Here is an 11,940-nt window from a genome sequence, read left to right as displayed (position 1 = left end):
GGGCCGGGCATACCCGGCCTTGTCTATTAAGCGTAGACAGTCGCTTCGGTGAGTGTGAAGCAAACTGTGCGTGAGATCACGCTTTTCCGCCGAGAAGAAAAGCTGTCATTTTAAAGTATGCTGTTGATAAGTAATTAAAAATTGTACATCCTGGCACAGATGAAATTCGGAGCATTCATTATGCAACAAAATTTTATCCCGGGGCGCTCACTCCCACGCCGCCTCCAGCATCTCCAGCAGCTGTTCGCCGCTCAGGCTGACCGGGTTGGCCTTCATCGATGAGGAGGTGCTGGCGGCCAGCGCCGCCGGTTCCAGGGCATCGCGCGCTACGCCGAGGTCGCGCAGGGTGCCAAGGCCGGCGCGATGGCTCCATTCCCGCAGACTGTCCCAGACCCGATCCACAGGGACGTCCAGCCCGTCGGCCAGCCAGCGGCGAACGTCGTTGAAGCGCTGGCGCAGGGCAGGGTCGCTTATCTGCGACTCATTGAGCGCCAGGCCAAACGGCAGCAGGCTGCCGCATAAAGCACCGTGCGAGGCGCGGCTCAGGCCGCCCAGCGGGCCGGCGAGGCCGTGGATCACTCCCAGCCCGGCGTTCGCCAGCGCCAGTCCGCCGCACAGGCTGACCCAGGCCATCTCGTCGCGGCTGGTCGGACACTCTTGTTCCATCAGAATTTTCAGCGCGCGGATGCCCCGCGGGATCGCCTGCTGGCAGAGGGCATCGGTGAAGGGAGTGGCCCGGCTGCAGAGCCAGGGCTCGATCACCTGGGTCAGGGCATCGAGGCCGGAGCTCAGGGTGATGCTCCGCGGCGCGTTGTCGGTCAGCGCCGGGTCGACAATCGCCAGGTCAGGCAGCATTCGGTCGTCGCGCAGGCTCACTTTCCGCTGTTGTTCCGGGACGTTGATCACCGCATTTTTGGTGACCTCCGCGCCCGTCCCGGCGGTGGTCGGGATCGCCACGAACGGCAGCGGACTGGCTTCCAGCTGACGACCCGTTCCCACCACCTCCAGATAGTCGACCAGCGGGCCGGCGGCGGGGACCAGCGCCGCAATCGCCTTACCGGCGTCAATCACCGCGCCGCCGCCGAGGCTGACCACTGCCCGGACGCCTTTCTCGCGCGCCAGCTGGACGCCCTGCTCGATATCGATAAGCCAGGGTTCGCGGCTTATCGCCAGCATCGTGACCTCCAGCTGCAGCGCCTCCAGCTGATGGCGCAGAAACGCCGCCCGCTGCGGGCTGGCGCCATGCACCAGCAGAATGGGGCCGCCCTGCTGCGCCAGCCAGGGGGCAGCGCTCAGGGCCTGACCACGGCCAAAACGAATATTTGCGGGCATCAAAACGGTAAAAGGGGTCAACATGTCGGGTTCCTTTTCGGCAAACAGGCTGGAATCAACTATACACATTATCCACTACTCTGCCTTGTTGCTGGCTGGCAAGGCTGACAATAGAGTAGAGTGAAAGATCTCTCTTTTATGGCTGAGGAATCGCTGACAATGCTAACAATTCTGGGCAAACGCTCTTCAATCAATGTACGGAAAGTGTTGTGGACCTGCGAGGAAGCCGGGCTGGCGTACCAGCAGGAGGATTACGGCAGCGGATTTAAGCCTCTGGATACGCCTGAGTTTCAGCGCCTGAATCCTAACAGCCTGGTGCCGGTGCTGCTGGACGGTGACTTCGTGCTCTGGGAGTCGAACAGTATCTGCCGCTATCTGGCGCGGAAAGCGGAGCGCTGGGATCTGCTGCCCGCCGAGCCACAGCCCGCCGCCGAGGTGGAGCACTGGATGGACTGGCAGGCGACCGAGTTTAACACTGCCTGGCGCCATGCCTTTATGGGGCTGGTGCGTAAAGATCCGCGCTTTCAGGATCCGGCGGCGATTAAAGAGAGTATTGCCACCTGGACCCACTGCGTGCGCATTGTCGAAGCGCAACTGCAGCGAACCGGGGCGTGGATAGCCGGCGAGCGCTTCACCCTCGCCGATATCGTGCTGGGGCTGTCGGTGCATCGCTGGAAGATGACCCCTTTTGCCCATCCGGAGATGCCGGCCGTGGAACGCTGGTATATGGCGCTCAACCAGCGCCCGGCGTTTATGCGCCACGGCAATAACGGCGTGGCCTGAACATAAAAAAAGAAGCCCCTGGGGGCTTCTTTTTATCATCCGGCGATCGCGTCTTAGCGCATGGTGACGAACTCTTCTGCCGCCGTCGGGTGAATGGCAACCGTGTTGTCGAAGTCTTTTTTGGTGGCGCCCATCTTCAGCGCCACCGCAAAGCCCTGCAGCATCTCATCCATCCCAAAGCCGATGCCGTGGATCCCGACAATCTTCTCTTCCGGGCCGACGCACACCAGCTTCATGCGGCACGGCTGGCGGTGCGAGGTGACGGCGGTGTACATCGCGGTGAAAGAGGATTTGTAGACCTTCACGGCGTCGTCGCCGTACTGCTCGCGCGCCTGCGGCTCGGTTAAGCCGACGGTACCGATAGGCGGGTGGCTGAAGACCACGGTCGGGATGTTGCTGTAGTCCAGATGCTCTTCCGGCTTGTTGTTAAACAGGCGTTCGGAGAGGCGACGGCCTGCGGCCACGGCCACCGGGGTCAGCTCGACGGCGCCAGTGTTATCGCCCACCGCGTAGATGCCCGGCACGTTGGTGTTCTGGAACTTATCAACGACGATGTAGCCTTTTTCGTTGGTTTTGACGCCAGTAGCCGCCAGGTTGAAGTTATCGGTCGCCGGTTCGCGGCCAATCGCCCAAATCAGGCAATCTACGGTCTGGCTGCGGCCATCTTCCAGCTCCAGCGTCAGGCTGCCGTCGGCATTCTTGACTACCGCTTTCGGGATCGCGTTGGTGTGGAGCTGCGGGCCTTCGGCGTTCATCACTTCCACCAGGGTCTCCACGATCAGCGGATCGAAGCTGCGCAGCGGCGCGTGTTTACGCACGAACAGGTGCGTTTCGGCGCCGAGGCCGTTAATCACCCCCGCCAGCTCAACGGCGATATAGCCCGCGCCGACCACCGCCACGCGCTTCGGCAGCGCCGGCAGTTCAAAGAAACCGTCGGAATCAATACCGTATTCCACACCCGGAATATTCGGGTGGCTCGGCCGGCCGCCGGTGGCGATCAGGATATGGTCAGCGGTGATCGTCTCGCCGTTCACTTCCACGGTATGGGCATCGACAAAGCGCGCGAAGCCTTTGATCACGTCGACGTTGTTCTTACCCAGTACGTTGTCGTAGGAGGTATGGATGCGGTCGATGTAGGCGCTACGGCTGGCGACCAGCTTCTCCCAGTCGAAATGGTTGATGGTGGTATCGAAACCGTAGTCCGGGCCGTAAAGATGAATCGCTTCGCGGATCTGCGCCGCATGCCACATTACTTTTTTCGGCACGCAGCCGACGTTGACGCAGGTGCCGCCCAGTTCTTTGGCTTCAATCAGCGCGCACTTCTGGCCGTACATGGCCGCGCGGTTAATCGAGGCGATACCGCCGCTACCGCCGCCGATGGCGAGGTAATCATAATGTTTGCTCATGCCCATATGTCCTTAATCGTTGATTGCCGCGATTGTAGCGCGAGGCTTAAAAGGTTCCACCGATGGTTGCGATTACTCCGGTACGATCCAACTGACGGTAGCGTGGCCGGTGCCGGCCGGAACCAACTTGCTGTGCAGCCACGGCAGCACATTGTTCATCTGCTGCTCCAGCTTCCACGGCGGGTTGATGACGATCATCCCGGAGGCGGTCATGCCGCGCTGGTCGCTGTCCGGACGCACCGCCAGCTCGATTTGCAGAATTTTGCGAATGCCGGTGGCTTCTAACTCTTTGATCATGCGTTTGATCTGTGCGCGCAGCACGACCGGATACCACAGGGCGTAGGTGCCGGTGGCGAAGCGTTTGTAGCCTTCGTGGATCCCGGTCACCACCGCCTGATAGTCGGTTTTAATTTCGTACGGCGGGTCGATCAGAATCAGACCACGGCGTGATACCGGCGGCAGTTTGGCTTTCAGCTGCTGGTAGCCATCGGCTTTATCGACGCGCGCGCGGCGGTCTTTCTGGAACTCGGCGCGCAGCAGCGGGAAGTCGCTCGGGTGCAGCTCGGTCATCTGCAGGCTGTCCTGCTCGCGCAGCAGCTGGCGGGCGATCAGCGGAGAGCCCGGATAGTAGCGCAGCTGGCCATTACGGTTGAAGTGTTCGACCACGGAAATATACGGCTCCAGCTCTGCCGGCAGGTCGTCCTGCTGCCAGATGCGGGCGATGCCTTCGAGATACTCGCCCGTACGCTCGGCGTGCTCGCCGCTCAGCTGATAGCGGCCCGCGCCAGCGTGGGTGTCCAGGTAGAGAAACGGTTTTTCTTTCTCTTTCAGCGCTTCGATGATCAGGCTCTGAACAGTGTGTTTGAGGACGTCGGCGTGGTTGCCTGCGTGAAAGCTGTGGCGATAACTGAGCATGGATACAGAGATTCCGGGAAGTAAACAAGTTAACCGATAGTTTACCGCAGATCGGCCGAGATTACCGCTGCGCCGCCGCGCTGTTTCATTTCTGCCAAAAGCGTTGCAAAACATAACGCTGTCATAAAAACGTCAAACGGCCGCGCTAGCGTCGGGTGCAGGCAAGGTAATTATCTGAATAAAAGGAAAAATAATGAAAAGGCAACTCTCACTGCTGGCCATCGCGCTGCTGCTGGCGCAACCGGTTCTGGCCAAAGACATCCCGCTGGACAGGGCGGCGGCCCTCGCCAATAGCGTGACGCCGGCTGCCTCCAGCCAGGCGTATGACGATCTTGAGCAACAGGCGCTGACGCAGCTACGTCACGCTCTGCAGGGGGATGCCGCCACGCTGACCCGCGATCGGCTGGCGCACACGAAACAAAACAAAACTCAGGCCGATACCGCCTGGCTGAAGGCCAGCGGCTATGACTTCCAGACCCGGGCCAACCAGCAGGCGGGTATTGCGCTGTTGTCGGCGTTCAGCACCCTGCCGGAGACCGTCGTGAAGCAGAATCTGGCGACGGTGACTAGCATCAATCGCGATGCCGTGCAGACGACACGCCGTCAGGCGCTGGCCGATGCGGAAGGGATTAGCTACCTCTACTTCCTCAGCGATGCGCTGGGGCCGCGGCTGGGCATAGCGTTTCTGACCGCCTATGACCAGGGCGCGCTGGGGAAAGCGGCAGCATTGATCAAAGCCTCGGAAGTCAGCACCGGCGAGGCGAAAAAGCACTTCAACAATCCGCGGCCGTTTCTGGTTCAGGGCAACACCATTCACCTGGTGCCGGACGACGTGGTGGTGAAGGATAACCAGCCCTATACCGCCGACGGCGGCTCGTTCCCCAGCGGCCACACCAACACCGGCTATACTGATGCGCTGCTGCTGGCGGCGATGATCCCGGAGCGCTACGACGCGCTGGTAACCCGCGGCGCCCGCTATGGCTACTCGCGCATCGTGCTGGGCGTCCACTATCCGCTGGACGTGATCGGCTCGCGGATGGTGGCCGAGCGCAACGTGGCCCACTATCTTAACGATCCGCACTACCGGGTATTATTTAACGAAGCCCGCGATCAGCTGCGCGCCGCGCTGGCGAAAGCCTGCGGCACATCGCTTGCTGAGTGCGCGAAGAGCAGCGTGAAAGACGATCCCTGGCGCGATCCGGCGATGCGTGATTTCTCTCGTTTCACCATGACCTACGACCTGCCGCAGCAGAAGGGGCCGCAGCCGCGTCTGCAGGTGCCTGAGGGGGCGGAAGTGTTACTGGAGGCTGCCCTGCCGCAGCTGTCAGCGGCCCAGCGTCGGGCGTTGATGGTCAACACCGCGCTGCCGGCGGGTTACCCCCTTTCCGGCACCACCCCCGAACAACAGTTCTGGCAGCGGTTGAATCTGTCGGCGGCCTGGGAGATGGCGCAAAAAAGGCATTAATGCGGTTTCCGGCACGCTGCACCGCGTGTCGGCCTTTTCCCGCAACGGGCGGACTTATCGCAGCAATACCCAGGATGACGCACCGCCCGTCATTGAAATTCCCCCAACTATCCCCCATTCTAGATCTCATGCATAAGCGCCGGACGCGCGCTTCATTCACCCTTTTCAACAGGACAGCGCATATGACCAATCCATTACTGACGCCTTTTTCCCTGCCGCCTTTTTCTGCGATCAAACCGGAACACGTGGTCCCTGCGGTCACCAAAGCGCTGGATGATTGCCGGGCCGCGGTGGAAAGCGCGGTGGCGCACGGCGCGCCGTATAGCTGGGAAAATCTTTGCCAGCCGCTGGCGGAAGTGGACGATGTGCTGGGACGCATCTTCTCGCCAGTCAGCCATCTGAATTCGGTAAAAAACAGCCCGGAACTGCGCGAAGCTTACGAACAGACCCTGCCGCTGCTCTCCGAGTACAGCACCTGGGTCGGCCAGCATGAAGGCCTGTATAAAGCCTACCGTGACCTGCGCGATGGCGATAACTACGCCACGCTGAATACCGCGCAGAAAAAAGCGGTCGACAACGCGCTGCGCGATTTTGAATTATCCGGTATTGGCCTGCCGCCGGAGGCGCAGAAACGCTACGGTGAAATCGCCGCGCGCCTCTCTGAGCTGGGTAACCAGTACAGCAACAACGTCCTCGACGCCACCATGGGCTGGAACAAGCTGGTGACCGACGTCGCCGATCTGGCCGGTATGCCGGAAAGCGCGCTGGCCGCCGCTCAGGCTCAGGCCCAGGCGAAAGAGCAGGAAGGGTATCTGCTGACCCTGGATATCCCGAGCTACCTGCCGGTGATGACCTACTGCGACAACCAGGCGCTGCGCGAAGAGATGTACCGCGCCTACTCCACGCGTGCCTCCGATCAGGTGCCGAACGCCGGTAAATGGGATAACAGCCCGGTGATGGCGGAGATCCTCGCTCTGCGCCATGAGCTGGCGCAGCTGCTGGGCTTTGACAGCTATGCCTTTAAATCCCTCGCCACCAAAATGGCGGAGGATCCACAGCAGGTGCTCGACTTCCTCACCGACCTGGCAAAACGCGCCCGTCCGCAGGGCGAAAAAGAGCTGGCCCAGCTGCGCGCCTTCGCCAAAGCCGAGTTTGGCGTTGATGAACTGCAGCCGTGGGACATCGCCTACTACAGCGAAAAACAGAAGCAGCACCTCTACAGCATCAGCGATGAGCAGCTCCGCCCCTATTTCCCGGAAAACAAAGCCGTTAACGGCCTGTTCGAAGTGGTTAAGCGCATTTACGGCATTACCGCCAAAGAGCGTACCGATGTCGATGTGTGGCATCCGGAAGTGCGCTTCTTCGAGCTGTATGACGAACACAACGAGCTGCGCGGCAGCTTCTATCTTGACCTGTATGCCCGCGAACATAAACGCGGCGGGGCGTGGATGGACGACTGCGTCGGCCAAATGCGTAAACTGGATGGTTCCCTGCAGAAGCCGGTCGCCTACCTGACCTGTAACTTCAACCGCCCGGTCAACGGCAAACCGGCGCTGTTCACCCACGACGAAGTGATTACCTTGTTCCACGAGTTCGGCCACGGTCTGCACCACATGCTGACCCGCATTGATACCGCCGGCGTTTCCGGCATCAGCGGGGTGCCGTGGGATGCAGTCGAACTGCCGAGCCAGTTTATGGAAAACTGGTGCTGGGAGCCGGAAGCGCTGGCGTTTATCTCCGGTCATTATGAAACCGGTGAACCGCTGCCGCAGGAGCTGCTGGAGAAAATGCTGGCGGCGAAAAACTACCAGGCGGCGATGTTTATTCTGCGCCAGCTGGAGTTCGGCCTGTTCGATTTCCGCCTGCATGCGGAATACAAGCCGGAGCAGGGGGCGAAAATTCTTGAGACCCTGGCCGAGATTAAAAAGCAGGTCGCTGTGGTGCCGGGCCCGACCTGGGGCCGTTTCCCGCATGCGTTCAGCCACATCTTCGCCGGCGGCTATGCGGCAGGTTACTACAGCTACCTGTGGGCCGACGTGCTGGCGGCGGACGCCTTCTCACGCTTCGAAGAAGAGGGGATTTTCAACCGCGAAACCGGTCAGTCGTTCCTCGACAATATCCTGAGCCGCGGTGGTTCCGAAGAGCCGATGGTGCTGTTCAAACGCTTCCGCGGCCGTGAGCCGCAGCTGGACGCGATGCTGGAGCACTACGGGATCAAGGGTTAAGTCTGCGGTGAAGATCTGCTTAATTGATGAAACAGGCGCCGGAGACGGCGCCTTATCTGTTTTAGCCGCCCGCTGGGGGCTGGAGCAGGATGAAGATAACCCGATGGCGCTGGTGCTGACGACGGAGCATCTGGAGCTGCGTAAGCGCGATGAGCCCAAACTTGGCGGCATCTTCGTCGACTTTGTCGGCGGGGCGATGGCCCACCGGCGCAAGTTTGGCGGCGGCCGCGGTGAAGCGGTCGCCAAAGCGGTGGGTATTAAAGGTGATTACCTGCCGGATGTCGTCGACGCCACCGCCGGGCTGGGACGCGATGCCTTCGTGCTGGCGTCGGTCGGTTGTCGCGTGCGAATGCTGGAGCGTAATCCGGTGGTCGCCGCGCTGCTCGACGATGGCCTGGCGCGCGGCTATGCCGATGCGGAAATTGGCGGCTGGCTGGAGGAGCGGCTGCAGCTGATCCACGCCTCCAGCCTGACGGCGCTGACCGATATCACCCCGCGTCCGCAGGTGGTGTACCTCGATCCGATGTTCCCGCATAAGCAGAAAAGCGCGCTGGTGAAGAAAGAGATGCGCGTCTTTCAGTCGCTGGTGGGGCCCGATTTAGACGCCGATGGCCTGCTGGCCCCGGCGCGCCAGCTGGCGACCAAACGGGTGGTGGTGAAGCGCCCGGATTACGCGCCGCCGCTGGCGGAGGTCGCCACGCCGAACGCGGTGGTGACCAAAGGGCATCGGTTTGATATTTACGCCGGTACGCCGGAGTAATATTACGCCGTGGTGGTATCTCCCGGATAGCGGCGCAACGCGCCTTATCCGGGCTACCGAATTGTCGCCCGGCTCAGCGTAGCGCAAGCCGGGAACCGCAATATCTGAACAAACGGCGCCAGCGCGGATCGGCCATCTTAAACGGTTACTCGGCGCTGGCCGGGGTATTAATCATCCGGTTCAGCCACGGCACCATCAGCGCCATCACCACCGTGACGCCCAGCGTCACCAGGCCAATTTTACTGAACACATTGGTATAGACCGGCAAGGTCTGCAGCGGATCGGTAATGTTTTCCGGCACTGCGGTGAAGGTCGCCACATAGCCGCCCAGCAGGAACGCGGCGGCCTGGGTCAGAAACCACATCCCCAGAATAAAGCCCATCAGATGCTGCGGCACCAGCGCGGCAACCATCGCCAGCCCCAGGGCGCTGATCAGCAGTTCGCCCAGGCTCTGGAACAGATAGACCAGCACAATAAACCACGGCGAGGTTAATCCCTGGGCGTCGGCAAACCACATCCCGGCGGCTGCGGCGGTCAGGAAGCCCAGCGCGCAGAGCAACATCCCGAGGGTAAACTTCACCGGCATGGTCAGGTCTTTCCCTTTGTGACCGAGATGGGTGTAGATCGCCGCCAGCACCGGACTGGCAACCACCACCCAGAAGGGATTGAGCGCCTGGAAGCTGACCGGATTGATGGTAAAGCCCAGGATCTCATGATGGACGTTGTTGATGGCGAAGAAGTTTAGCGAGGTCGGCATCTGGGCATACAGAATGTAGAACAACACCGCCTCGATCATCAGGATAAAGGCGACGAACATTTTGTTGCGTCCGGTTTTATCGAGGCGAAACGCTTCGCGGAAAAAGAACGCAATGACCACGATCGACAGGACAATCAGCACCAGGTTGGCGACCATCACGTTATGCATCAGCCAGGCGCAGAGAAAAATCATTACCACCGTCCCGGCCAGCACCAGCGCCAGATTGCGCAGGCTGAGGGGGCGATGATCCGGCTCGGAGCCAATATCTTTCACCATCCCACGGCAGGCGAAGTAGACCAGCAGCGCGATAATCAGCCCCGCGCCGCACAGGTTATAGGTCACGGCATAGCCAAACTTTTCGGCGATCACCGGCGCCAGCGAGAGCGACAGCAGTGAACCGATGTTTATCGACATATAAAACAGGGTAAACGCCCCGTCGAGACGGGCGTCTTTAGGCGGATAGCATTTTGACAACAGGCTCGCCGGGTTGGCTTTAAACAAACCGTTGCCGACGGCGATGGTGCCGAGAGCGATAAAGATCAGCTGCGGTTTCAGCAGCGACATCCCGGTCATAAAGTAGCCGATAGCCAGCACAATGGCGCCGAGCACCAGCGTGCGTTTAGTCCCCAGCAAATGGTCGCCCACGTAGCCGCCGATGGAGATCAGCCCGTAAACCAGCGCCGCGAAGGCACCGAAGGTGATAAAGGCCTGTTCCTGAGAGAAGCCCAGCTGTTTGACAAAGAAGACCGCCAGGATCCCCTGAACGCCGTAATAGCCAAAACGTTCCCAGAGCTCCACAAAGAAGATCATGAAGAACGGACGAGGTTGCTGCAGCAAGCCCGTAGGTGCAGTTGTATTCATATTCCTTCGCCTTGTTTTACTTTCCCAAAAAGTATGAACGCGTATGCCAGAACGCGCCGAAAATGTCTGATAACTCGCCATGCTGCGGTTATTGGCTTAGTGAATAGATTATTATATAGATGTTTTGGCGAATAACTGGTTGATCACACTAATTGAATGGCGATTTTATGGCTTTAATCTCTGCCATGCGGTGAGGGGAAAGCGAAAATAAAGACGCCCGCATCGGCGGGCGTCTTACGCGGATAAAACGGGACGGTTATTCGTCTTCTTCGTCGCGCAGCGGGACGATCAGCATGTCGACATGGACGGTGTTGATCAGCTGGCGGGCAGAAGACATCAGCTTGCTCCAGAAGTCCTGATGGTGGCCGCAGACCACCAGATCCATATCATATTTTTTAATCGCATCGACCAGCACCTGGCCGAGGTCGCCGCTGCCGCTCAGGGTCTCGGTGATCGGGTAGCCCGCGTTGGTGGAGAGCTCGGTCAGCGCGTGATGGGTCTCTTCGGAGATGCGTTTTTGCATGTCGCCGAGGTTAACGTCAATCAGCCCGGTGTAGAGGTCGGAGTAATTCACATCCACGTGGATCAGGGACACTTTTGCGTTATACGGGCGGGCCATAGAAACGGCTTTTTCAACCAGTACTTTACTCTCCGGGGACAGGTCTACTGCAATAAGAATATGTTTGTAAGCCATAGTGTTACTCCTTCCATAAGTTTGTCGATGACCATTGGACCTGACAGCTGGCGCTGCCGTTTCGCCCGCGTCCTGCGTGCTACATTCGCGGGAGGGTAGCCTTTAAGGACTTCATTGTAGAAGATATTTCCTACCTTATAGCGCCCCCCGCACTCCGTCAATGCACTGGGTTCACCTAAAAGTTAAACAAATTTATCCGTCTTACGTATTGATAACGAATAACCTTGTGGTAAAAAAATTAATGGATCTCCTACACTATTTAATGAGCCGGTCGGAAAAATAAATGTGATCGGAATCGCACTCTTTACGGTATCGTCGTGGGTTATTTGGGGAGCGGTAGCCGCGGAGGATTTCTCCGTGGGCGGGTCGCCGGGGAGGAGGTATGATCAGCACTATTGCGCTGTTTTGGGCCCTGTGTGTCGTTTGTGTGGTGAATATGGCACGCTACTTCTCATCGTTGCGTGCATTATTGGTGGTGCTACGTGGTTGCGATCCCTTGCTCTATCAGTATGTTGATGGCGGCGGCTTTTTTACCTCGCATGGGCAGCCCAGCAAACAGATGCGGCTGGTCTGGTATATCTACGCCCAGCGTTACCGTGACCATCACGATGATGAATTTATTCGTCGCTGCGAACGTGTCCGTCGTCAGTTTATCCTGACCAGCGCGCTGTGCGGTCTGGTGGTGGTGAGCCTGATTGCGCTGATGATCTGGCACTAACGACATCTTCGGGATAAAAAAACG

At 59.5% G+C, this 11,940-nt stretch carries 10 protein-coding genes; 5 read left to right on the top strand and 5 right to left on the bottom strand.

The window, feature by feature from the left end; genetic code table 11:
• Positions 1–207: 207 nt before the first annotated feature.
• Positions 208–1,356, bottom strand: a complete 1,149-nt coding sequence (locus tag A1WC_RS02100; RefSeq protein ID WP_012540363.1) for an iron-containing alcohol dehydrogenase — start codon at positions 1,354–1,356, stop codon at positions 208–210.
• 135 nt (positions 1,357–1,491) lie between these two features.
• Here A1WC_RS02100 and A1WC_RS02105 point away from each other — a divergent pair, with 135 nt between their 5' ends.
• Complete coding sequence (locus A1WC_RS02105) at positions 1,492–2,115, top strand: glutathione S-transferase family protein (RefSeq protein ID WP_012540364.1); 624 nt, start codon at positions 1,492–1,494, stop codon at positions 2,113–2,115.
• Positions 2,116–2,168: 53 nt separating this feature from the next.
• Here A1WC_RS02105 and gorA read toward each other — a convergent pair whose 3' ends face one another.
• A complete protein-coding gene (gene gorA / locus A1WC_RS02110; RefSeq protein WP_012967102.1) occupies positions 2,169–3,521 on the bottom strand; it encodes a glutathione-disulfide reductase in 1,353 nt (450 codons plus the stop codon).
• A 72-nt stretch (positions 3,522–3,593) separates the two neighbouring features.
• Complete coding sequence (locus tag A1WC_RS02115) at positions 3,594–4,436, bottom strand: 23S rRNA (adenine(2030)-N(6))-methyltransferase RlmJ (RefSeq protein WP_012967103.1); 843 nt, start codon at positions 4,434–4,436, stop codon at positions 3,594–3,596.
• A gap of 193 nt (positions 4,437–4,629) precedes the next feature.
• Between A1WC_RS02115 and A1WC_RS02120 the strand changes: the two genes are divergently transcribed.
• The 3 genes from A1WC_RS02120 (at position 4,630) to rsmJ (ending at position 8,886) form a co-directional block, all read left to right on the top strand.
• Positions 4,630–5,901, top strand: coding sequence for an acid phosphatase (locus A1WC_RS02120; protein ID WP_016161929.1), 1,272 nt, complete (start codon positions 4,630–4,632; stop codon positions 5,899–5,901).
• A 182-nt stretch (positions 5,902–6,083) separates the two neighbouring features.
• Positions 6,084–8,126, top strand: a complete 2,043-nt coding sequence (gene prlC / locus A1WC_RS02125; RefSeq protein WP_016161928.1) for an oligopeptidase A — start codon at positions 6,084–6,086, stop codon at positions 8,124–8,126.
• Between the two features lie 7 nt (positions 8,127–8,133).
• Entirely contained in the window at positions 8,134–8,886 is a 753-nt protein-coding gene (gene rsmJ / locus A1WC_RS02130) for a 16S rRNA (guanine(1516)-N(2))-methyltransferase RsmJ (protein ID WP_012967105.1), read from the top strand.
• A gap of 145 nt (positions 8,887–9,031) precedes the next feature.
• Here the strand turns inward: rsmJ and dtpB are convergent, their stop codons facing one another.
• Positions 9,032–10,504, bottom strand: a complete 1,473-nt coding sequence (dtpB, locus tag A1WC_RS02135; RefSeq protein ID WP_008806937.1) for a dipeptide/tripeptide permease DtpB — start codon at positions 10,502–10,504, stop codon at positions 9,032–9,034.
• A gap of 256 nt (positions 10,505–10,760) precedes the next feature.
• On the bottom strand, positions 10,761–11,198 hold the full coding sequence (gene uspA / locus A1WC_RS02140) for a universal stress protein UspA (RefSeq protein WP_004145166.1): 438 nt from the start codon (positions 11,196–11,198) through the stop codon (positions 10,761–10,763).
• A 382-nt stretch (positions 11,199–11,580) separates the two neighbouring features.
• Here uspA and uspB point away from each other — a divergent pair, with 382 nt between their 5' ends.
• Positions 11,581–11,916, top strand: a complete 336-nt coding sequence (gene uspB, locus A1WC_RS02145; RefSeq protein ID WP_002921203.1) for a universal stress protein UspB — start codon at positions 11,581–11,583, stop codon at positions 11,914–11,916.
• The last annotated feature ends 24 nt before the right edge of the window (positions 11,917–11,940 follow it).

This window comes from Klebsiella sp. KTE92 (genome assembly GCF_000398905.1).
GTDB lineage: Bacteria > Pseudomonadota > Gammaproteobacteria > Enterobacterales > Enterobacteriaceae > Klebsiella > Klebsiella variicola.
Note: the sequence above shows the minus strand (reverse complement) of the source record. Positions and strands in the feature narration are given on the sequence as shown.

Bases quoted from the DNA above. Each gene is read 5' to 3' on its own strand.
- uspB (WP_002921203.1), top strand. From the start codon at position 11,581: ATGATCAGCACTATTGCGCTGTTTTGGGCCCTGTGTGTCGTTTGTGTG.
- A1WC_RS02105 (WP_012540364.1), top strand. From the start codon at position 1,492: ATGCTAACAATTCTGGGCAAACGCTCTTCAATCAATGTACGGAAAGTG.
- A1WC_RS02115 (WP_012967103.1), bottom strand. From the start codon at position 4,436: ATGCTCAGTTATCGCCACAGCTTTCACGCAGGCAACCACGCCGACGTC.
- prlC (WP_016161928.1), top strand. From the start codon at position 6,084: ATGACCAATCCATTACTGACGCCTTTTTCCCTGCCGCCTTTTTCTGCG.
- dtpB (WP_008806937.1), bottom strand. From the start codon at position 10,504: ATGAATACAACTGCACCTACGGGCTTGCTGCAGCAACCTCGTCCGTTC.
- gorA (WP_012967102.1), bottom strand. From the start codon at position 3,521: ATGAGCAAACATTATGATTACCTCGCCATCGGCGGCGGTAGCGGCGGT.
- A1WC_RS02100 (WP_012540363.1), bottom strand. From the start codon at position 1,356: ATGTTGACCCCTTTTACCGTTTTGATGCCCGCAAATATTCGTTTTGGC.
- uspA (WP_004145166.1), bottom strand. From the start codon at position 11,198: ATGGCTTACAAACATATTCTTATTGCAGTAGACCTGTCCCCGGAGAGT.
- A1WC_RS02120 (WP_016161929.1), top strand. From the start codon at position 4,630: ATGAAAAGGCAACTCTCACTGCTGGCCATCGCGCTGCTGCTGGCGCAA.